The sequence below is a fragment of the Streptomyces sp. NPDC030820 genome (assembly GCF_055572075.1).
The window spans coordinates 160,545-180,717 of record NZ_JBVIEB010000015.1 but is presented as its reverse complement, the minus strand read 5'-3'; the positions used below and the strand labels follow the sequence as shown (position 1 = coordinate 180,717).

Sequence of the window (20,173 nt, the reverse complement as noted above, 5' to 3'; positions counted from 1 at the left end):
CACCGCCCGACACCGTCGTACCCCCCGACACCGCCGCCCCCGAGGTCTCGCCATGAACTCCGTCGCCCCGTCCCTGAAGCCGCTGTGGTCGCTGCGTGAGGACTGCGGATTCCGGCTCGTACCGGACGACCCGGGCGCCGGTGTCGTCAGCACCCCCTGGGGGGAGATCCGCCTCGACGCGGGCACCCCCGCGGTCGGCCGGGCACTGGAGCGCATGACGTACGGTCCGGTCTCGCTCGACAACGTGCTGCCCGGCTTCACCGAGGGCACCGGACCGGCCGAGGAACGCCCCCAGTACGACGCCCTGGACGCCGCCCTCGGACGACTCCAGCATGTCGTGGTGCGCACCCTCGCGCTGGCGGAGGGCACCCACCATCTGACCGTGGTGCCCATCGCCCGGCGAGCCCGGTTCACCCCCGGCCGCCCCGAAGCGGACGCCGTGCACCGACTGTCGAAGTTCGTCACCCTGCGGGCCGGAGCCGAGGGATGGGTGGCGGAATCGCCGCTCGCCACCCACCGGGTGCTCCTGCACACCCCGCAGGCCGGCTGGCTGGTCGGCTGCTACGCCCGGCCCACGACGGTGCGCGAGGCGGCCCGCATGCTCGGGCTGCCGGTGGAGGAGACGGCTCTGGTGGTCGGCTACCTGGAGGCCGCCGGAATGCTGGTACCGGGAGTCCCGCAGGCGGCCTTCGGCGGCGCAGACGGATCACCCTCCTTCTCTTACGCCTTCGCCGAGGACCACGACCTCGCCCTGGAGCCCTGGTCACCGCGGGAGCTGCTCGTGCACCAGCGCAGCAGACCGGGCGCACACGACGAACCAGTGGGCAGGGCCGACGGGTTGGACGACGACACCGACGGCGACGGCGGGTACGGCGACCCCCTCGACGGCGCCACAGTCATCGCCCTGCCGGTGCCCGACCGCGTCCGCGCGGGCGCACGCGAACCCGGCCTGAGCGAGGTCCTGGCCGCCCGGCGCTCCGAGCGGGTGGACAACGGAATGCCGCTGACCCTCGACCAGCTGGGGGAGCTGCTGCACCGGTCCGCCGCCGAGCGTCCGGCGGGCGGGCGACCGTATCCGAGCCTCGGCGCGCGCTATCCGCTGGAGCTGTACCTCACCGTCGCCGGCGGCGGCGACCTCAAGCGCGGGGTGTACCACTACGACCCGCACGGCCATCGGCTCTCCCCGCTGGACACGGCGCCGGAGCTGGTGGACGGCCTGCTCGGCGAGGCCGCCGCGAACGCGGGGATGAGCCAGGAGCCGTCGGTGCTGATCAGCATGACGGCCCGCTACCACCGTACGGCCGGCCTCTACCGGGGAACGGCCTACTCCTCCCTCCTCAAGGAAGTGGGAGCGCTCCAGCAGACGTTGTACCTGGTGGCGACGGCGATGGGGCTCGGGCCCTGCGCGCTGGCGTTCGGCGACACCGAGACGACGGCCCGTGCCTTCGGTCTCGACTGGCGGGCTGAGCCAGGGGTGGGGGAGTTCGTAGTGTCGGCCTTACCCGGCCCCGGAACCGGGACGATGACAGCCTGACGGACCTATGCTGTACCCGAAATCGCATTCGACTGCGGGGGGTTTCAGTGCGATGGTTCCGTCCGTTGGTCTCGGCCGGCCCGATGCGGCACAGACCGGTCAGCAACGTCGAACTGGCCCCCAGGATGGCGTCCGCCATCACCACCGTCGTCATCCTCTGCTTCTTCGGCGTGGCGCTCACCTACGCGGTGAAGGGCGGCTTCGGCGCGCTGAAGCTGACGGCGTTCGGCGTTCTGATGCTGATGCTGCTCGGCCTGCAGTTCTGTCACTCGTTCCCGGCGCGGGCGCCGAGGTGGGCGCGGCATCGGCGCGTGACTCTGGCCGTCCAGGCGGCACTCACCTTCGCCCCGTTCGCCTTCTTCGGCGCGGCCTGGCTGGGCATGCCCGGATTCCTCTGCTCCTCCTGTCTGTTGGTGCTGCGCCCCGCGCTCGCCTGGGCCGCCTTCGCGCTGGCCGTCGTGGCGACGGGCGGTGTGCAGTTCCTGGTGGGCTACGGCGCGGACCAACTGCCGTACAACACGGTGGCGACCGTCCTCACCGGCGTCGTGGTGTACGGGCTGAGCCGGCTGACCGGGCTCATCGCCGAAGTGCAGGCCGCCCGTGACGAACTGGTGCGGGTGACCCTCGCGCAGGAGCGGGTGCGCTTCGCCCGCGACCTGCACGACCTGCTCGGCTTCAGTCTTTCCACCATCACCCTCAAGTGCGAACTCGCCCACCGTCTGGTGCGGGTCGACCCGGAGCAAGCCGAGAGCGAGATCACCGAGATCGTGCAGGCGGCCCGGCAGGCGTCCTGCGAGGTGCGCTCGGTGGCAAGCAGCTATTTGCGGATGAGCCTCGACCGCGAACTCCCGGCCGCCGCCTCGCTACTGCGCGCCGTCGGCATCCATGCCACGGTGCGGGTGGCGGCGGGTGAGGTGTCGCCGGAGGTGGACGCGGTGCTGGCGACGGTGCTGCGCGAGGGCGTCACCAACATGCTGCGCCACAGCAAGGCCCAGAACTGTGTGATCGAGGCCACCGCCGCCGACGGCTCCGTGCGCCTGGTGATCGTCAACGACGGGCTGAGGGAGGGCGTCAGGGATGCGAGAAACGCGCACTTCGCCGAGGTACCGGGCGTCGCCGCGTCCGGCGGGAACGGGCTGAGCAGTCTCGCGGCGCGGGCCACGGCCCTCGGCGGCCGGCTCGACTCCGGTGAACGTCCCGACGGCTGGTTCGAGCTGTCCGTCGTCCTGCCCGCGCAGGCCGACGGGAAGGACGGCGAGGGCGCGGTCACAGCCAGCCGGAATCCCTAGCGATTCGCACGGCGTCCATCCGGTTGCGGGCGTTCAGCCGGGTCACCGCGGCGGTCAGGTAGTTGCGCACGGTGCCCGCGGACAGGAACAGCGCGCGGGCGATCTCCGGCACCTCTTCGCCCTCCGCGGCCAGCCGCAGCACCTCGGTCTCCCGGGCCGAGAGCGGACTCTCCCCGGCTTGCAGGGCGCTGAGCGCCAGCTCCGGATCGACCACCCGGCCCCCGGCGGCCACCTCCCGGATCGCCGCCGCGAGCCGGGCGGGCTCGGTGTCCTTCAGCAGGAACCCACAGGCATGGGCCTCCAGGGCGCGGCGCAGATTGCCCGGCCGGCCGAGCGTGGTCAGGATCGCGGTCCGGCAGGAGGGGAGTTTCTGGTGGAGCAGCCCTGCGGCCTCGATGCCGTCGATGCCCGGCATATCGATGTCGAGCACCGCCACGTCGGGCCGGTGCTCCAGTGCCAGCGGCAGCACCTGGTCGCCGTTCCCGGTCTCGGCCACCACCTCGATGTCGGACTCCAGCTTCAGCAGAGAGGCCAGGGCCCGGCGGAGCATGAGCATGTCCTCCGCGAGCAGGACTCGGATCACTGATTCCCCCCGGTGTCAGTGCGGTGATCTGTTGTGTTGGACTTGTGTGCTTGGCGTGAACTGTACGCCCGAACTGGCATTCTGCACACGACTGTTGGAGCCATCACCTGCAGGCCGTGGCCGTTGCGGGCCGAACCATCGACACGGCGCGACTCCTTGGCCGATGCACCGATTCGCTGCCGACGGCGGCCGAAAACCGTACGTCAGCACGTCGGGAACCGAGCGAAGCGGGCCGCCACGCGAAGGTCGGACTCGACGAGGTGAGCGGTCGCGAGCAGCTCGGGGGAGGATGTCGCTCAGACAGTCCCCGAAACCACTCAGGCCCCTGACCTGGTACTGCCCTGTCGGGGTGGCGGGATTTGAGCCCACGACCTCTTCGTCGCGAAGCAACTTGGGCGGGGGTTCTGCCTTGGGTTCACGCCCGATGTCCCGGGGGAGATCCTTGCCGGCTTCCTTACCGCGCTCGACGCCCGCGATCAGCCCGCCCTGTCGTGCGGTGGTCCCAAGCTGGTTCTCGACGCGGTAACGGCGCACGGTTGGCCGCGTGACGTCGACCAGCCCGGGTCGGGCGCGGTGGATCCGACGTTCGCCTTCCGCATCCACCTCGGCGAGGTGCCGCGCCTCATTGAGGATGGCGACCCACTGGCGCTGGTGGCTGAGGCGGACGAGGCGGCCCTGGCCGGGTGGCAGGCCTGGGCCGAGCCGGTGCTCGGAGCGGGCTACCTGGGGGCCGCGTCGTTCAGCGCCAGCGTGCCGCACGACCTCGTCGCAGCGTTCGCCGACTCCCTCAGCTCCAGCGCACCGGTCCTGCGCCGGGTGCTGCCGGAGAGCACACGCGACCGACTCCTGCGCGCTCCGGCCGGCTGAGGGCCCGTCCAGCGCCTCGAAGCCGGGCCTCCCCTGGGGGAGGCCCGGCTTCATGCTGCTCTGCCTTGGCCGTCGTCTCCGTGGCGTGACGGACTGCGGCTGCTGGGAGCGGACCGTTCCTGCGCCCGGAGCTTCGTTCAACGCTGCGCGCTGTATCGGCTACCGCTCGGAACGCCCACGCCTGTGTGTCAGATGCCGGCTCTGTCCTGGGAGCCGGTCACTGCCGCGTCGGTCAGGCAGGGACACGGGCCCTATCAGAAGGTGTATGGGGCGAAGGAACGGACCGGCTCCATCGTGAGGCCGAGCAGCCGGTCGAACTCGGTCCGTTCGTCCTCATTCATGAGCTCGACGGCGTTGCCGAGGTTCTTCTCGGTGAGCCGCTCCATGAACGGGGCGAGGAAGCGCTGCAGAGCCTTCGGCGCTTGTCCATCGTGCGCCGGTACTCCCGGTATCGCTTGAACTCCGATGAACTCCGATCCACACCATCACAACGTCTCCGGCGCAGAACCGGATTACACACGCCGCGCGCTGCCGCCGGGTACCGCTGACAGAACTCTGCGCGAGATGCGGCGTATGCGTCACAGCCGGGGCAGCCGTAGGCCGCGCCCGAGGACCTGCTCGGTCAGGGTCTCTGAGGCGAGAGCTCGCAGACCGACGATTCTTGACGTCCCAGCCTTCCTTCAGCTTGTTCACCGACACCACGAGTGGAAGAGGGACAAGTCGGCGACCCAGGGACTTCGCGCCGCTGTCGCCCCACTCATCTCCTCGCCCGGTGAGCGTCGGCACATGGCGGAGCAGGCCCGCTCCCTGGGACGTCCGGATGCCGCAGACCGCCTGGCGGAGGTGTTGCTGGACGTGGCCAACGGTTGAAGCGAGCTACTTGATCAGCCCGGCCTCGCATCGCCTTATTGCCTGCCGCCTCTGCGTTGTCGGCGGTCGTGCGCACCGGAGAGCCATTACCAAGGCGGACGGCGCCAGGGCCGGGCCCGGAGGGGTATCCGCCGAGGGGACGCCCCTCTCGCCTGGACAACACCGGAGCGGCTAGGAGCCGAGCTGTCCCGCCCTGACGGCTGTGACGAAGCCCGCCCAGTCGGGCATGTCGAAGAGCAGCGTGGGTCCGTCGGGGTTCTTGGAGTCCCGGATGCCGATCCCGTTGGAGAAGTCGGCTACTTCGCCGCAGTACGAGTCCTCGTTCCCGTTGTACGAGCTCTTGCGCCAGGCACTCCGTGGCGTCTGCTGAGACTTCGTTGATGCTCTTCCGGGATTCACGTCGTGCTCGTGCCGATCCGGTAGACGATCTTCTCGTTGTCCTCCTCGAACCCGAGCGATCGGTAGAAGGTGCGCGCATCCGAGTTCACTCGATCGGTCATCCACTCCAGGCGGGTGCAACCGGGGCGTGACGTAGCCAGGTCACGGAGTTCGCTCATCAGCTGGACCCCGATGCCCTGCCGACGCAGGGTGTCGCGGACGTACAGCTCCTTGAGGAAGAGGGAGTGAGTGGAACCGGCGCTCGGCCAGAGGAACGAGTACGCGGCGAGGCCCACGATGTCTCCTGCCTCGTCCTCGACCACCAGGGCGGAAGCCAGTGGCGGCGACCCGAAAAGCGCCTCCTCGACCTGTGCCTGACGCTCGTCGAATGGCTGGATGTCGGCGTCCGTGGTGCCGTAGAAGCGCTCGATCTCCTCGATCAGTGCGGCCAGCTGCCGGACGTCGTTCTTCTCGGCCGGCCGGATCGTCACGGTCATCGGCGTACAGCTCCTCTCGTACGGGGTGAGCCTCGGGCGGGCAGTGGTGTGGCTAGGAGGCGGCAGGCGCGGGAGCATTCAGTGCCCAGCCGTGTTGCTGTAGAGAACCCTGGACATGCCGAATGAGATACGCCAGGTCCGCGCAGTAGACGGACGGGTTGCGATACCCACGGTCCGTGCTGAAGCGGTGCGGCAGGTAACCGCCGCCGCACACCGCCACCAGGGGACAGCTCCGGCACTCCTCGGCGAGTGCGGCCGTCGCCTCCTGCTGGCGGTGCTGGAGCTTGGGGTGACGGACGGCCGCGTCGAAGGAGTCGTCGAAGACGTCGAGCCCGAGGCGGGTGGCGCCCTCCTCGACGGAGCGAAGGGTGTCCACGCCCTCGATGCTGCCGTCGGACTCGATCACGACGCTGGTGGGTGGAGCCAGCCCGAGCGTCTCCACCGAGCTGCGCACGCCGGAGCTCAGCGCGACGATGTCCTCCAGCATCCGGACGCTGTGCTGGTGGTACGGGCGGTTGAGCCAGGCTTCGTAGACCTGGCTCATCCAGAGCCCGTACTCGGGCACGCTCGGGTCGTTGCGGTGGGGTGGATCGTCATGCGTCCCGTGCGGGAAGCCGAAGTCGATCACCGGGGGCTCGAAGGAGGCCAGATAGTCGTGAACCTCGACCGGGTCGTTGGCCAGGTCCACGACAGCGAGCAGTCCGGCGAACAGGTGTGGCCGGGACCGCAGGAGTTCGAGGCCGCGCACAGTGGAGGCCGAGCTGGATCGCCCGTGGTGGGTGAGTCTGTGCCGGTCGTTGGCAGCCGGCGGCCCGTCGAGGCTGACGCCCACGACCACGCCGTGCTGCTCAAAGAGGTCCAGCCATGCCTCGGAGAGGAGTGTCGCGTTGGTCTGGAGCTCGAAGTGGACCTCGGTGCTGGCGGGAACCCCTTCCCGCACAGCACCCAGGAGGTCTGCCATGTGCCGGACACCGGCGAGCAGCGGTTCTCCGCCGTGCAGCACGACATGGACCGCGGGCAGGCCATGCGCCGTGACGTGCTCGCCGATCCTCCGGGCAGCTGCTCGGGCTACGTCCAGGCCCATCCGGGCGGGCAGGCGTCGCGCCGCCTGGTCCTTGGAGTTGAAGACGAAGCAGTAGTCGCAGTCGATGTTGCAGCGGTTGGCGATCTTGAGGATGAACGTCCGGAAAGGAACGGCGACTTCGAGCCTCGTCATCGATGGAAGACGCTCAGAACGGCCAGGGCCAGATGAGCGAGGCGGCGTGGGCTCCGTCGCCGACGCGGTTCGTCGCTGCCTGTTCGGCCGCACGGCGCTGTTGTACTCGGGCGGCGACGCGGTCCAGGACCACGTTCCCCTGGGTGGGCCGCTGACCGGTGGGGGCCATGGTGTGCGACGGGGAAAGGGACGTACGTGACGGCATCCAACGCTCCTCGTGGAGGACGTGCCCGAGTTGGGTAGGGCGCGGTTGCGACGGCGGTGGTTGAAGGCGACAGAACGGCTCGCAACGTAGCAGTCCGGCCACTCACCGCAACACAGGGAAACTTGCCACGTGCTTGGCTCATCCCGCCTGCGACACCAGGAACCGCTCGATGTCATCAGCCGAGGCACTCACGCCCAACTGCCGGTAGATGGACAGGGCCTCGCGCAGCGGCCGCTCGGCGCGTTCGGGGCCGTCGATCACCCAGTCGCAGCGGCCTACTCCCTCCAGCGCCCGTGCCTCCTCCAACGGACACCGGATGGCCTGGGCCATCGCCAGCGCCTGTTCGAAGCGACTGCGTGCCGCGCCCGCGTCGTCGGACGTACGAAGCAGCGTTCCCCAGTGGTTCAGGACCTCCGCCTCACCACAGCGATCGCCGAGTTCGCGGAGGATGCCGAGGCTCTGCTCGAATGCCTCGACAGCACCATCTCGGTCACCGACGGCCGCGCGAGTGGCTCCCAGCTCGCCGAGCGAGGCGGCCTCACCCCCGCGGATGCCGAGATCGCGGTACGCCTCCAGGGCTTCCTCCAGCACGCGGATCGCTGTCGCCGTGTCTCCGGTCAGACGGTCCAGTACGCCGAGATAGCGGATGCAGTTCGTGTGCCCGAACCGTTCGCCGAGTTCGGTGAAGTACTGCCGAGCCTGGGTGTGGGCTTCGCGAGCGCCGTCGAGATCCCCGGTGAGCCGCCGCACGACGCCCAGCTCATTGAGGGCGTACGCCTGATGGACCCGGTCGTCGAGTTCTTCGTAGATGCCGAACGCCTCACGGTGGCGTTGCGCGGCCCGCTCGTACTCGCCCATGAGACACTGCGCGACGCCCAGATCCCGCAGGGAGTTGGCCTCCCCGTACCGGTCGCCGAGCTCACGGTAGATCGACAGGGCCTCGGACTGGGCCTCGACGGCCGCGCCGAAGTCGCTGGTCTGGCGGCGCACCATGCCGAGGTCGGCGAGCGCGTTGGCCTGTCCGAGCCGGTCACCGACCTCGCGGTACAGGGCGAGGGCATCGGTCTGGGCGCGGGCGGAGGCGCCGTTGTCCGCGGTGAGGTACCAGACGATGCCGACCTGGTTCAGGGCGTCCGCCTTGCCGCGCCGGTCGCCGACCGCGTCGTACTGCGTCACAGCCTCGTTGAGGGCCTCGGTCGCCTCGGGGTAGGCGGCCATGAAGCGCCGTATGACGCCGAGCTCGGTCAGTGCGCCGGCCAGCGCCCGCTGGTCGCCAGTGTGCCGGGCGGCCTCGGCGGCGGTCCGGTGCAGCCCGACGGCTTGGTCCCAGGGCCCGGCCTGGCGGAGGAAGGGCGCCATGGCCGCCGCCAGGCGGCTCACCAGGTCGTACAGGGCGAGGCTGTTGGCCCGCCGGATGCAGGCCAGGATGTTGGGCCGCTCGTTCTCCAGCCAGCCCAGTGCCGCCGTACGCGACTCCAAGGGCGGCGTCTCCACACCTCGGGCATCGTCCGGCGGGGACGGGACCGCCGCACCGTTACGGACGATGTGTTCGTTGGCGGCGGCAAGAGCGGCCAGATAATAGGTACACACACGCCGGACGGCCTGTACGTGGTCCATGCTGTCTCCTTCGTCAGCGAGACCGCGGGCGTAATCGCGCAGGAGGTCGTGAAGTCGGTAGCGGCTTCCCGGATGCTCGTCGATCAGGTGGGCGTCGTAGAGCGCGTCGAGCTGGTCGCGGGCGTCCGCCACCGTGACCGCGGCGAGCGCCGCCCCGGCGTACGCGTCGAGATCCGTACCGGGGTAGTGACCGAGGGCCCGGAAGAAGTGCTGCAGCTCCGCTGCGAGGTCCTGATAGGACAGGTCGAAGGTCGCGGCGACCGCACGCTCCCCTGCCCGCAGTTCTCCCAGCCGGTCCCGGGCTGCCACCAGCCTGGCGTGCAGGTCCGCGACACTCCACGAGGGGTGATGCCGTAGCCGCGCCGCGAGCAGCGAGACTCCGAGCGGCAGGTAGCCGCACAGCCGCGTCAGCTCCTCGAGCAGATCCCGGTCGAGCGCATCTGCCGTCCGCCCGCTGAGCCGTACGAACAAATCAACCGCGTGATCGGGCGGTAATGCTTCTACCGGCAGCACCACTTCCTCCTGAGCGGCCAGCCGCTTGCGGGACGTCACCAGCACGAGGCATTCGCTCCCGCCGGGGAGCAGCGGCTCCAGCTGCCGGTAGCTGGCCGCATTGTCGAGGATGAGCAGCGCCTTCTTCCCCGCGAGCCGACTGCGCCACATGGCCGCCCGGGCCTCGGTGACCGCGCCTACGTCGTCGCCGACGGGGATCTGCTGTGTCGGAACGCCGGCTGCTGCGAGCAACGAAGCCAGGGCTTCGGTCGCCTGCACCGGGCTGCGTCCGGGCGTGTGCCCGTTGAGGTTCACGAAGAGCTGCCCGTCCGGGAACCGCTCGGTGAGCACGTGCCCGGCGTGCACGGCGAAAGCGGTCTTCCCGACGCCCGGCATCCCGTCGATCACGTGGACCGGGAGACCTTCGCCGTTCTCCTGCGCGGCACGGACCGACTGGACCAGCGACTCCAGCTCGGCGGACCGGTTGGTGAACGCCGAGGTGTCACGAGGCAGCGACCGCAGCACCAGGGCTGCGCCGGGAGGTCCGGCACCGTCGTCCGCTCGGGGCACGGGATCCGGGTCCTGCCCCGAGGGCCGGCGGTCGTCCAGCACAGTAAGGACGGCTGCCAGCGCCGCCGCGATCATCCCCAGCATGACGAACGACAGCCAGGGATGCTCCTGTAGCCAGCCCAGCCAGGAAGGCCAATGAGACTGCGCCGACACGGCGTTCGTCACCAGTCCCACGAGCATCGTGGTAACCGCGCCGCCACCGGCGACGACGGCGAGTGTCGCACCGCGCCGCATCCTCATGCCTGCAGCTCCGCTGTCCCGTTGCGCGAAGAGCGTCTCGGTGGCGGCGTATCCCGATCCCGCGGGGTTCCTGACCTGGGCACCCTTCGTGTCGCGGTGCGGAGTGAGCAGCGAGCTGGCTGGTACGGCACATACAGGTGCACCCAGATCACGTACACACCCCCGGATCGCGCTGATCTCGACGCCACATCGCAGTTAAGCGGATCAGTCATAACGGACCCGGTCAAGGTCACCTCTGCGCCACCCACTGACAGGTATCGGCCATTCAGAAGGGCCGAGCGCCCGCATCTGAGTACAAGTGCTCATGCGCTCCATCACGCCTGGGTGTTGGGTGGTGGCATGCCTGACGAGCCGCCGGCCTCTCTGGCTGCGGGGAAGCGGCCCTACACGGAGGGCCTGTTCTCGGTCGCTCCCCGCTACAGAGCGCTGTGGGCTGTCACTGCTGGTAGCTAGAGTTGTTGGTGCGAGTTCGGACGTTCGGTTGGTTTTGACGGTGCGGGGAGGGCGTTGTGTTGCCGAGCGATGGCGGGTCCCAGTCGGGCACGTCGTCGTGGGTGTCCGGTCTGTTCGACGCGGCACGTGACGCCGTCGCCGATGTGGCCACAGAGCTGTCGTCCTTCACGGCCTTCCAGAAGCGCGTCGACGCCCTGATCCACGACCTGAAGGGCTCGCAGGCGGGTCCGGGCAAGATTGGGCAGGAACAGCTCGCACGGCATCAGTTCGGTGGCGGCGCCGGGGCGTGGACGGAGGCGGCCGGGCTGTTCAGCGCGTACGAGACGGTGATCACCGAGCTGGAGACGCTATCGAAGCTGCTGTCGGACTCCATGGAGGGCATGAACATCGCGGTCATGGCCTCGCACAAGGGCTACCAGAACGTGGACTTGGACGTCCGCGACCGCATGACGGCGATCAGCGCGGAGGCGACGAAGTACTACGGCGGCAGCTACGACCCTGATGGGCCCAGCAAGGGCCACGGCGACGGGAACGGGACGCAGACAGGGCAGTCGTCGAAGTCGACGCCGACGCCGGCTGGCGGCGACGCGGGCGGTTCGATCTGATGAATCTGGTGGAACGAACGGGGACGGGGGAGTTCTGATGCCTCGCAAGGGATCCGGCGGCACGTCCTTCGAGGACATGAGTCACGAGCAGATGCTGGAGTGGCTCGACCAGGCCGACGTCGGCATGGTGCAGGCCGCCGGGGACCGACTCACCGCAGCAGCCGAGGAGATCCGTAAGATCGCCGAGGAGCTCAAGGTCCGCCCGCAGTGGGTGGAATGGAAGGGCGAGGGCGCCCATGCGTTCCGCACCTGGTCTGCCGACCTTGCCAACGCCACCCTGCGACTTGGGGACTTCAGCGAAGGCGCTGGAAAGTGGCTGAGGGAGGCTTCCGGGGCGATCGCGCGGGCGCAGACATCCATTCCGCGCGACACCAAGGGCACGCAGGCGAACCTGGACGCGGCGAAGGTCGCGCACAACGACCCGGACTCGGCGGCGGTCAGTGCCAAGTCGAAGAGCGAGCTGGCTGCGCTGGCGGCGCACAAGGAGAAGGTCCGCCTGGAGGCGGCGGCGCAGATGCGGAAGCTGGGGCAGACCTACGATTGGTCGGCCACGCAGATGAACGGGTTGGAGCGGCCGAAGTTTCCGCCGCCGCCGAAAGCGCTCGTGCCGCCGTCGGGATCCCTTACCGTGGTCCGGGACAGGAGCGTAGTTGGCCCGGTCAGAAGCGGCGTCGGCCATGCTCCCGTGGTGACTGGCGTGCCCACGCATGCAGTCGCCCAGGGAGCGGTGACGCACTCAAGCTCTGGCTCCGTATCGCAGCCGACAACCTCGCCTGATCACGCGGGCTTGTCACAGCATCCTCCGGTGGGGAATGCCGAGCCACCTGCCCGGATGGGTATCGACTCCGTGGGCACGTTGCCCCATGCCCCGCACACGGCGGCGAGCACGCCTACGAGCACGCCCAGTGCTCTCCCTGGCGCCGGTCGGATCGGCGGCCCCGGTCCGGCGCAGCCTACGATCACCCCTCCCGTGTTCGGGAGCGGCGCCAGAACACCTGCGGGGCTTGTCAGGCCGGTAACTGGCACGGTGGCGCCGGGTAAGGACGTTGCTGGTCCTCTGCAACGAGGAGGAATGCCAGCGCAACGAGTAGGAATGCCAGCCGGTCCGACAGAGCCGGGGCGGGGGGCGATTCCCGGACGGCCTCCCTTGGCGCCAGGCGAGGAAGTCCCGACGCCGAATCCCGGACGCACGCCAAGCGGCGGCGGCAATGGCATTGTCGGGGGCTGTCCGACCACGCCTTCTACGGGCCGGCCGCCAGGGGCCATCCCCCGCGGAACGGTGGTGGGTACGGAGGGTCCGACCGCCCGCGGCCCTGTGGGGCGGCCTACGACAGGCACCGGTGAGCCTGCGCCCCAGCCAGTTGGTCGCGCCGCTGGGGTCTCCGGTGGTCGCACCGCCTCGCCCTACGGAAGAGTCGTCGGCGGCAGCACGCAGGAGTCGTCTCGGGGGTCCCTGAGCTCGGGAGCCCCCGTGCGGGGGGGGGTATCTCTGGTGGTGCGCCCATCCCCAAGCGGTCAGGCAGCACGCGCGCCAATGCGACTCCGCCGGAGACGTCATCAGCGTCTTCAGATCAACTGCGCAGCACCGCAGCCACGCCTGGCGGCCGCCAATCCAAGGAGCAGCGGAATCGGACGGACGACCGCCGTTCCGCTCGTCCGACCCACGAGTGACCGTCCGCGGACAGCGAAGGAAAGCCCATGCTCTTCAAAAGGACCCGACTGGGGCGCCGTAAGGCCGCAGCATCTGCCGTGCTGGGCCTGCTGCTGGTAGGTGCCGCGGGCCAGCCGGCGTGTGCCGAGGGGATGCGTGCGCAGCAGTGGTTCCTCGACGCCATGAAGGCGGAGCAGATGTGGCGCACGAGCACCGGCAAGGGCATCACGGTCGCCGTGATCGACACAGGAGTGAACGCGGACAACGCTGACCTGAAGGGGCGCGTCCTGCGCGGAAAGGACTTCGCCGAAGGCCAGCCAGGAGACGAGCACACCGACTACGACGGTCACGGAACGGGCATGGCTGGTCTCATCGCCGGGACCGGAGCCGCTGATGGCGGAAACGGCGCCTTCGGGCTCGCGCCGGGGGCGAAGATCCTCCCGGTACGTATGCCGAAATCCACCACAGCGACCAACGAGGCCGCGTCCATCGAGCAGTTCAACCAGGTGCTCCCGAGAGCGATTCGTTATGCGGCGGACGCGGGTGCACAGGTCATCAACGTCTCAATGGGGGCGGAGGGGGGCTCGCCCGACGTAGCCGCCGCGGTCAAGTACGCGTTGGGAAAGGGAGCGTTGGTCTTCGCGGGCGTTGGCAACAGCGGTGATAAGGGAAATCCGGTCGAGTACCCCGCAGCGACGCCCGGTGTTGTCGGCGTGGCGGCGGTGGGTAAGGACCTGCGGCGGACTCCGTGGTCCGAGTACGGTCCTCAGGTGGACATGTCCGCTCCGGGAGCTGACATGGTTGCCGCCTGCACCAGCACGACGGGCTATTGCAAGACCGACGGCACCAGCGACGCCACCGCTATCGCCTCCGCCAGCGCCGCCCTGATCTGGTCCAAGCACCCTGACTGGACCAACAACCAGGTCCTCCGCGTCATGCTCAACACCATCGGCGCCCCCACGGACGGCGCCAAGCGCAACGACTCCATCGGCTACGGCATCGTCCGACCGCGAATCGCCCTCCAAAACCCCGGCGACCCGGGCCCCGCCAACGTGTATCCGCTCCCCGACCTCAAGGACGTGGCGTCCAGGCCAACGTCTCCGAAAGCCTCCGAGACAGCCAGCGCCGCTGCGTCGGCAAGGAATGACAATTCAGCTGCGGCATCCTCCTCATCCCATGCTGACACCCTCTGGATCGCGCTGGGCGCCGGAGCCGTCGTACTCCTCGGAGCCGTGATCACGGTTGCCGCCGTCGCCCGCAGGCGTCGGACGACCACAGCACCACTCTCAATGCCCGGCCAGTCGCACTACGAAGCCCCAGGGGCCACGCCCCCGCCGTACGCGCCCCCGGTTCCACCGAACAGCGTCCCCCCGTCCGATCGAGGACCGGGTGCCGTCTGAGTACGCGTACTCAGACGGGCTGGTGGCTGATACGGATGGGGCACTCGACGCAGCGTTACTACTGTGCTTCTCGACCACCGCAACGTTGCGGTCGCGCGTTCACGGCATCTCGGCGACGTACGACGAGACACGGGGAGGGGCCACGCATGGCGTGGGACGAGTGGGAGCAGCTCAAGGCTGCGGCGGCCGAACGGCACTCCACACGGATGCAGCTCAACCAGCTGCCCGGCGACCAGAACGGCACGAGCTCGAGCGGCAGCGGCGCTTCCGGCAGGCTCCGGTCCGACAAGAAGGCGTGGTCCACGGCTGGCCAGGGCGTGGGGGACCTGAGGGACAACATCGGCAAGGCGCTGACGAAGCTGGAGCACGGCACGACAGGGCTCGGCAAGGCTTCTGACTGTTCGACCGCGGTGGCCCAGAAGAGCGTGTACGACTCCTGGGAACGTCGCGTGAAGGACATCAGCGAGCTGTGCAACGGGCTCGCCGACGTGCTGGAAAAAGTGGGGAATGACCAGCTCAAGACTGACGAGGCCATCAAGGCCGAGATCGCTGGATTGAAGGTCCACTCCGAGGACACGTCTGCCGCCGGTACGGGCAAGGGCCGGTGATCCGGACGCATGGACCTCAATAAACTCCAGGCCATCAACCCCTCCGAGTACGCCGACGCAGCGGACGGGTACCGCGCGATCAGTGACATGGCCGATGCGGCCAAGGGCCGCATCGACAAGCAGATCACCAAGGTCATGCAGAAGGCCAACGAGGGCGAGGCGGCCGACGCGGCGCAGAAGCAACTGGCCAAGCTCTCGCAGAACTTCCACTATGCCCAGGTCGAATGTGGCCTGATCAGCGGAGCACTCACCGGTTTCTCGTCCGAGATCGCCGCCCCACGTCGCCGCCTGCTCGAGGCGCTCGATGACGCGAAGGCGCTGTCGTACACCGTCAACGCAAACGGCAGCATCACCTACCCCGCCGGTGGCGAGAACGAACTGACCGGAGAGAAGATCGCCGGCGGAACGGTCACCGGGTTCAACGGCATCTACAGCCGCGGACCCGGCCCGGACATGACCGGCCTGCGCAGCCCCAACCCGAACCGGGCGAAGGCTCAGGACATCGCCGACCGCATCGCCCACGCTGTGCAAGAAGCCACGGAGATCGACGACCGCTACAGCAAGGCGTTGGAGAAGCTCAAGGCAGCCCCGGGACTGACGGTCGACACCAAGACGTGGACGGACGTGGCTGCCGATGCCGACGCGGTGAGTTCGGCCGCGCGCGAGTACATCAAGGATCACATTCCGCTGGACAAGTCGCCTGCCGACTGCAAGAAGTGGTGGGACAGCCTCAGCGATGAGCAGCGCGACGAGTACAAGCGGGCTTTTCCGGAGATCATCGGCAACCTGGACGGTATTCCGTCCGATGTCCGGGACGAGGTCAACCGCGAGAACCTGGACATTCTGATCGGCAAGCTCTCCGGTGAGGATAGCGAAAGGGCCAAGACTCAGCTGGACGCTCTCAAGAGCATCCAGCAGCAGCTGCAGGACAACGCCGCGAAGCAACTGGTGGATCCCAAAGAGCCGCCCATGTACCTGTTGGGGATCGGTGACGAGGGACTTGGTCGTGCCATCGTCGCGTTCGGGAACCCCGACAAGTCGAAGAATGTGTCGGCGTATGTTCCCGGTCTCGGTACCGCCCTGGACACCGGCTTCGCGGGGGGTGATGTGAAGCGCGCCTATGACACTGCGGTCGACGCCCGGAACATCGATCCGTCCAGCGCATCCATCGTGTGGCTGGGCTACGACCCACCGCAGCTCGACGCTCCCCTTGACCCCGCCACCTTGGTGTCCGACACGGATGTCATGTCCGCACATGACGCGGAGAAGGGCGCACCGGCGTACAACTCGTTCATGGGTGGACTCACCGCGACGAACGATCACAAGGACTTGCACCTGGTCGCGATCGGGCACTCCTACGGTTCTCGTCTCGTGGGCGCGGCAACGCAGGAGCCAGGGGGAATCCCTGGAGCCGATGACATCATCCTTGTCGGGAGTCCCGGCACCGGCGTCAACCACGCGGCGGATCTTGGGGTCGGAAAGGACCATGTGTTCGTGGGCGCAGCCGAGAACGACCCGGTCAGCCACCTGCCGTCGAAGAAGGAGGCGGTGGCCGGCACTGTCGGCTTCTTCGGCGGAGGTCCGGCCGGTGCGTACCTCCTCGGGGACCTTGCAGACCAGGGCGATGACGACCTCTGGTTCGGCAAGGACCCGGCCAGCGAGGCGTTTGGTGCCAGACGCTTTAAGGTGTTGGACGGTCCGGTGCCGGTGCTCGACGGGCAGGGGCTGACTCCGGCGCATTCCAACTACTTCAACCCGGCCAGGGACAAGGACCCTGTATCCGCTGCCAACATCGCGGCCATTGTCGCGGACCGTCCTGACCTTGTGACCTGGGACAAATACCGATGAAAACTCGTGCTGTGGCCCTCGTGGCGTCAACTCTCGTCCTTTCCGGTTGTGGCCTCATCGGGGGCAGCGGAAGCAAGGGTGGGAAGTCTGACGCGCCGAAGGAGACGAACATGAACATGCAGGAGGCGGCCGATCACGCAGAGGGAATCATCGACGCGACCCTCAAGGCGATCAACCCGTCGGTCGAGGTCATGCGGGGGCCGTCAAGTGACTCCAGCTGCACCGACTTCAAGAACGACGGCACCGGTACCGGGTCGGTCACCCGTCGACGCTATGTGATGACGATCATCTCGGACGAGCGACGTGGCAGCTTTCTCGGTGTCGTGGAGCGCTACTGGAAGAAGCAGGGTTACAAGATCACGTCGGTGCGAAACAGTGTCGACATGCCGGCGATCTTCGCGACCGCGCCAAACGGCTTCGAGGTCAGCGTGGAGTTCGGGTACAAGGGCCAGGCTGGCTTCCAGGTGACCTCACCGTGCGTCGACGAGTCGAAGGTCACCGAGGCGCCCAGGCAGCCCCTTGATCCGAACTCACCGGAATCCAAGGGACTCCCTTACATTCACTCCGACTTCTGGTCGGCGCATACCCCGATCTCCTCGGCCTCGCCGAAGTGACCGCTACCGAAGCCGGCCACATATGAGGCAGAAGCTGCGATGAGAAGCCGGGCGGCGGCCCAGTTCGGAGTGCGGTCCATCCTGTGGCTGGCGGCCACAGCAGGCAGAATCCAGTCGCGTGTGTGCTCGTCCTGGCGCAGGCCCCGTGCTCACAGGAGGATTATCGCTTCCGCGCTCCGCGCTGGTGGCCCGCTTGGCGGCGGTGCCGTCCCCGGGCGCGACCTCGTGCAGGCCGAGTTCCTTTTCGATCAGGCGGCACTCGGCCTGGGCGCGTTTACCGGAGCGGTGGTGGTCGGGGCGGCGGCCGTCCTCGCGGACGAGGGTGGCGATGATGTGGATGTGGTCGTCGGCGTGCCGGACGGCGGCCCAGCGGCAGCCGGCCCCGTCGCCAGGGTCGATACCGGTGCCGGCGACCATACGGCGGGCGATATTGCCCCACTGCTCGTCGGACAGGATCGGGTCGTCCGGGGCGGCGCGCACCGAGCAGTGCCAGACGTGTTTGCCGGGACGCTGGCCCGCGTCGAGCAGCGACAGGGGCTGGTCGAGGAGGTGCTGGAGGTCCTGCTTCGTGACCGAGGGGTCGCGGCCGGGGTCGGGGCCATGCCGTCGAAGGAAGCGACCAGGTGTGGGCCGATGTGCTCCTCATGGGTGCCCTTGCCGTACAGGTAGTGCAGGAGCCCGAGGGTGTTGCTGCCCTGCTGGTGGATCCGGGGGATCAAGCCGCCTCGCCCTCCTGCCCGTTGGCGATCCTGTCTGCTGCCCGCTGGACGGCCTGTGCGGCGCCTCGCAGGTCGGCGAGGGCGGCGGCAAAGTGCGGTGCGTCGGCCCCGGAGTTGAGTGCCTTGACCGCCTGGTTGACGTTGCTGCCCGCCCAGCCGAGTTGGCGGCGCACACCGAACAGGGCCGTCAGGATGTCCCGCTCGGTGGCGATGGCCGCTGCGGTGCGGGACTGGTCGCGGGCAGTGGCCAGGGCGGAGTGGGCCAGGAACCCGGCCACGCTCATGCCGACGTGGTCGGCGCCGGACTGGATGACGGCGAGTTCCTGGTCGTTGAGCCGGACGCTGTGAGCGGGGCGCTGCTTCTTGTCACGCGGACGCGACTTCCCCTTCCTGGCCTTGCCCTTCGGGCTGGTCTTGCCTGGCTGCGACCGGGGCGGGGTCGGGTTGGGGCGCTCCCCCTGCGGGGGAGTGTCCGAACCTCCAACTTGCTCCGCCTGGGGCAGGGGCGATCTGCAGGGATTCCTCGCGGGTGGTGGGCTCGTGGTGGCGCGGAGTGTGCATGGGGCCTTTCGGGTCGGGGTCTGGTTGAGAGCTCTGGTGCTGCCGGGATCAGCGGGGTGGATCGCCGGCTGCGGCTTTGAGCTGGGCCTTGAACTCGCGGACGACTCGTCCGACGTCGTCGCTGGAGACGGTGTAGTCGGCGGCGCGCAGGGCGGCCTCGACCCGGTCGCGCCCGACGCTGCCGGTTTCCTCGTAGATGCCGCGGGTGTGCTTGAGGATGACCTCGTCGGAGGCGCGGGATCTTCCGGCGTCGCGTTTCTTTCGGGCAGCCGGTTTCCGTTCACGCCTGCCCGGAGTGCTGCCCCAGGTCTTGCCCGTGAGCGCCGGGCCGTCTTCGGCGCATGAGGCAGAGAACTTCACCGACAAGTGGGACGAGTACCCCGAGCGCCGGAAGGCTTTTCACGCCTGGTACGACGAGATCGCCACGACCGTGATCGAACTCGCCGGCATGGAGACCAAGGGTCTGGACGCAGTCTTCGAGCGACTCGCAAAGTCCTTTGACCCCGACCCGTCCGCTGGTCCTACGAGTGCTATGCCGCCCGCGTGAGTGCAGCCACCAACAACCGAATGGGCCCCACCGGACTGCTCTCCCCGACCGCCGGTCCCCGCAAGCCGAAGAACACCTTCTATGGCCAGCATTCCTCACCGCGCAATTAACCTCGGTCGGCAGCTGGCCGCGATCAAGGCCGTCCTTCCCGAGGCTAAGGGAACGGTGCGGGGCGATGAGCTCGTCTGCACGGTCTTCCTCCAACCCACCCCCGCCAGCAGGCGCTACACGGTACGGATCACCTACCGGCACCGACACCGACCGCGCGTGATGGTCATCGACCCGCCCCTGGCTCTGCATCCGCGTGCCGCCGCCTTGCCGCATGTCTATGCCGACGGCGACCTGTGCCTGCATCTGCCCGGGGAGTGGAAGGAGGACATGCTCCTTTCACGCACGATTCTGCCGTGGGCCTCGGAGTGGCTCCTGCACTACGAGGTGTGGCGAGTCGTGGGGCGCTGGACTGGCAGCGGCCATGACTATGCCGTGCCGCCGCCCGCTGAGCCCGACGATGGGGAGTAGCAGACCGTCTGGCGGCGTGTGCCGACCAGCTCCTGATCTCGAAGAGTGGCCGCCAGGGGAGCCGCATTCCGAAGTCGGCCCCAAATGGCTCCCAAGATGTCCGTGGGAACCACTCAGGGGCCCGACCCGCTAAGCGGATCAGGCCCCTGACCTGGTACTACGGCGTCGGGGTGGCGGGATTTGAACCCACGACCTCTTCGTCCCGAACGAAGCGCGCTGCCAAGCTGCGCTACACCCCGGTGTCGCTGCAGTCCTGCTTCTCGCGGCGACGACGTTTACTTTAGCCCACC

General features: G+C 68.6%; 17 protein-coding genes, 1 tRNA gene and 2 pseudogenes. 9 read left to right on the top strand and 11 right to left on the bottom strand.

Annotation, left to right across the window (positions count from 1 at the left end):
- Positions 1-52: 52 nt before the first annotated feature.
- The gene (locus tag ACZ418_RS34505; RefSeq protein WP_468370996.1) at positions 53-1,534 is read left to right on the top strand and encodes a SagB family peptide dehydrogenase; all 1,482 of its coding nucleotides are present in this window, start codon (positions 53-55) and stop codon (positions 1,532-1,534) included.
- 83 nt (positions 1,535-1,617) lie between these two features.
- A complete protein-coding gene (locus ACZ418_RS34500; protein WP_468370995.1) occupies positions 1,618-2,823 on the top strand; it encodes a sensor histidine kinase in 1,206 nt (401 codons plus the stop codon).
- Here the strand turns inward: ACZ418_RS34500 and ACZ418_RS34495 are convergent.
- Positions 2,801-3,406 (bottom strand): response regulator transcription factor, encoded by a 606-nt coding sequence (locus ACZ418_RS34495; protein ID WP_468370993.1) that lies wholly within the window; start codon positions 3,404-3,406, stop codon positions 2,801-2,803. The two genes, ACZ418_RS34500 and ACZ418_RS34495, sit on opposite strands and share 23 nt — an antisense overlap.
- Before the next feature lie 414 nt (positions 3,407-3,820).
- On the opposite strand from ACZ418_RS34495, the pseudogene ACZ418_RS34490 reads away from it, so the two are divergent.
- Positions 3,821-4,273, top strand: a pseudogene (locus ACZ418_RS34490) (SPDY domain-containing protein); the annotation flags it as partial.
- Positions 4,274-4,527: 254 nt separating this feature from the next.
- Here ACZ418_RS34490 and ACZ418_RS34485 read toward each other — a convergent pair.
- The 6 genes from ACZ418_RS34485 to haaT form a co-directional block, all read right to left on the bottom strand.
- Entirely contained in the window at positions 4,528-4,659 is a 132-nt protein-coding gene (locus ACZ418_RS34485; protein ID WP_468370991.1) for a hypothetical protein, read from the bottom strand.
- A gap of 655 nt (positions 4,660-5,314) precedes the next feature.
- The gene (locus ACZ418_RS34480) at positions 5,315-5,542 is read right to left on the bottom strand and encodes a DUF397 domain-containing protein (protein ID WP_468370990.1); all 228 of its coding nucleotides are present in this window, start codon (positions 5,540-5,542) and stop codon (positions 5,315-5,317) included.
- Entirely contained in the window at positions 5,539-6,018 is a 480-nt protein-coding gene (haaN, locus tag ACZ418_RS34475; RefSeq protein ID WP_468370988.1) for a cyclophane-containing RiPP N-acetyltransferase HaaN, read from the bottom strand. Before haaN ends, ACZ418_RS34480 begins: the two co-directional genes overlap by 4 nt.
- Positions 6,019-6,070: 52 nt before the next feature.
- Positions 6,071-7,234, bottom strand: a complete 1,164-nt coding sequence (locus ACZ418_RS34470) for an FxsB family cyclophane-forming radical SAM/SPASM peptide maturase (protein ID WP_468370986.1) — start codon at positions 7,232-7,234, stop codon at positions 6,071-6,073.
- Between the two features lie 13 nt (positions 7,235-7,247).
- Positions 7,248-7,439: a HaaA family cyclophane-containing RiPP peptide gene (gene haaA, locus ACZ418_RS34465; RefSeq protein WP_468370985.1), complete on the bottom strand. Its 192-nt coding sequence runs from the start codon at positions 7,437-7,439 to the stop codon at positions 7,248-7,250.
- Positions 7,440-7,577: 138 nt separating this feature from the next.
- Entirely contained in the window at positions 7,578-10,358 is a 2,781-nt protein-coding gene (haaT, locus tag ACZ418_RS34460) for a cyclophane-containing RiPP biosynthesis TPR protein HaaT (protein ID WP_468370984.1), read from the bottom strand.
- A gap of 554 nt (positions 10,359-10,912) precedes the next feature.
- Here haaT and ACZ418_RS34455 point away from each other — a divergent pair.
- The 5 genes from ACZ418_RS34455 to ACZ418_RS34435 all read left to right on the top strand — a co-directional run bounded on the left by ACZ418_RS34455 (position 10,913) and on the right by ACZ418_RS34435 (position 17,537).
- Complete coding sequence (locus ACZ418_RS34455; RefSeq protein ID WP_468370982.1) at positions 10,913-11,416, top strand: hypothetical protein; 504 nt, start codon at positions 10,913-10,915, stop codon at positions 11,414-11,416.
- 1,698 nt (positions 11,417-13,114) lie between these two features.
- Positions 13,115-14,467, top strand: a complete 1,353-nt coding sequence (gene mycP, locus ACZ418_RS34450) for a type VII secretion-associated serine protease mycosin (protein ID WP_468370980.1) — start codon at positions 13,115-13,117, stop codon at positions 14,465-14,467.
- A gap of 146 nt (positions 14,468-14,613) precedes the next feature.
- Positions 14,614-15,075 (top strand): hypothetical protein, encoded by a 462-nt coding sequence (locus tag ACZ418_RS34445; RefSeq protein ID WP_468370978.1) that lies wholly within the window; start codon positions 14,614-14,616, stop codon positions 15,073-15,075.
- A gap of 9 nt (positions 15,076-15,084) precedes the next feature.
- Positions 15,085-16,923 carry an alpha/beta hydrolase gene (locus ACZ418_RS34440; protein ID WP_468370976.1) on the top strand — a complete coding sequence of 613 codons (1,839 nt, stop codon included), beginning with the start codon at positions 15,085-15,087 and terminating at the stop codon, positions 16,921-16,923.
- Between the two features lie 110 nt (positions 16,924-17,033).
- The gene (locus ACZ418_RS34435) at positions 17,034-17,537 is read left to right on the top strand and encodes a hypothetical protein (protein WP_468370974.1); all 504 of its coding nucleotides are present in this window, start codon (positions 17,034-17,036) and stop codon (positions 17,535-17,537) included.
- A gap of 171 nt (positions 17,538-17,708) precedes the next feature.
- On the opposite strand, the pseudogene ACZ418_RS34430 reads toward ACZ418_RS34435, so the two are convergent.
- The 3 genes and pseudogenes from ACZ418_RS34430 to ACZ418_RS34420 all read right to left on the bottom strand — a co-directional run.
- Positions 17,709-18,256, bottom strand: a pseudogene (locus tag ACZ418_RS34430) (relaxase/mobilization nuclease domain-containing protein); the annotation flags it as partial.
- On the bottom strand, positions 18,253-18,540 hold the full coding sequence (locus ACZ418_RS34425) for a mobilization protein (RefSeq protein ID WP_468370972.1): 288 nt from the start codon (positions 18,538-18,540) through the stop codon (positions 18,253-18,255). The pseudogene ACZ418_RS34430 and the gene ACZ418_RS34425, both read right to left, overlap by 4 nt.
- Before the next feature lie 325 nt (positions 18,541-18,865).
- The gene (locus ACZ418_RS34420) at positions 18,866-19,177 is read right to left on the bottom strand and encodes a hypothetical protein (protein WP_468370971.1); all 312 of its coding nucleotides are present in this window, start codon (positions 19,175-19,177) and stop codon (positions 18,866-18,868) included.
- A 268-nt stretch (positions 19,178-19,445) separates the two neighbouring features.
- Here ACZ418_RS34420 and ACZ418_RS34415 point away from each other — a divergent pair, with 268 nt between their 5' ends.
- Complete coding sequence (locus tag ACZ418_RS34415; RefSeq protein ID WP_468370969.1) at positions 19,446-19,883, top strand: type II CBASS E2 protein; 438 nt, start codon at positions 19,446-19,448, stop codon at positions 19,881-19,883.
- Between the two features lie 165 nt (positions 19,884-20,048).
- On the opposite strand, the gene ACZ418_RS34410 is transcribed toward ACZ418_RS34415, so the two are convergent.
- Positions 20,049-20,122: transfer RNA gene (locus ACZ418_RS34410), tRNA-Pro, on the bottom strand.
- Positions 20,123-20,173: the final 51 nt, after the last annotated feature.

What these genes read in the sequence shown, in the direction of transcription:
- ACZ418_RS34425 (WP_468370972.1), bottom strand. Translation starts at nt 18,540, where the DNA reads ATGAGCGTGGCCGGGTTCCTGGCCCACTCCGCCCTGGCCACTGCCCGC.
- ACZ418_RS34415 (WP_468370969.1), top strand. Translation starts at nt 19,446, where the DNA reads ATGGCCAGCATTCCTCACCGCGCAATTAACCTCGGTCGGCAGCTGGCC.
- ACZ418_RS34470 (WP_468370986.1), bottom strand. Translation starts at nt 7,234, where the DNA reads ATGACGAGGCTCGAAGTCGCCGTTCCTTTCCGGACGTTCATCCTCAAG.
- ACZ418_RS34505 (WP_468370996.1), top strand. Translation starts at nt 53, where the DNA reads ATGAACTCCGTCGCCCCGTCCCTGAAGCCGCTGTGGTCGCTGCGTGAG.
- ACZ418_RS34435 (WP_468370974.1), top strand. Translation starts at nt 17,034, where the DNA reads ATGAACATGCAGGAGGCGGCCGATCACGCAGAGGGAATCATCGACGCG.
- haaT (WP_468370984.1), bottom strand. Translation starts at nt 10,358, where the DNA reads ATGAGGATGCGGCGCGGTGCGACACTCGCCGTCGTCGCCGGTGGCGGC.
- ACZ418_RS34440 (WP_468370976.1), top strand. Translation starts at nt 15,085, where the DNA reads ATGGACCTCAATAAACTCCAGGCCATCAACCCCTCCGAGTACGCCGAC.
- haaN (WP_468370988.1), bottom strand. Translation starts at nt 6,018, where the DNA reads ATGACCGTGACGATCCGGCCGGCCGAGAAGAACGACGTCCGGCAGCTG.
- ACZ418_RS34485 (WP_468370991.1), bottom strand. Translation starts at nt 4,659, where the DNA reads ATGGAGCGGCTCACCGAGAAGAACCTCGGCAACGCCGTCGAGCTCATG.
- ACZ418_RS34500 (WP_468370995.1), top strand. Translation starts at nt 1,618, where the DNA reads ATGCGGCACAGACCGGTCAGCAACGTCGAACTGGCCCCCAGGATGGCG.
- haaA (WP_468370985.1), bottom strand. Translation starts at nt 7,439, where the DNA reads ATGCCGTCACGTACGTCCCTTTCCCCGTCGCACACCATGGCCCCCACC.
- ACZ418_RS34445 (WP_468370978.1), top strand. Translation starts at nt 14,614, where the DNA reads ATGGCGTGGGACGAGTGGGAGCAGCTCAAGGCTGCGGCGGCCGAACGG.
- mycP (WP_468370980.1), top strand. Translation starts at nt 13,115, where the DNA reads ATGCTCTTCAAAAGGACCCGACTGGGGCGCCGTAAGGCCGCAGCATCT.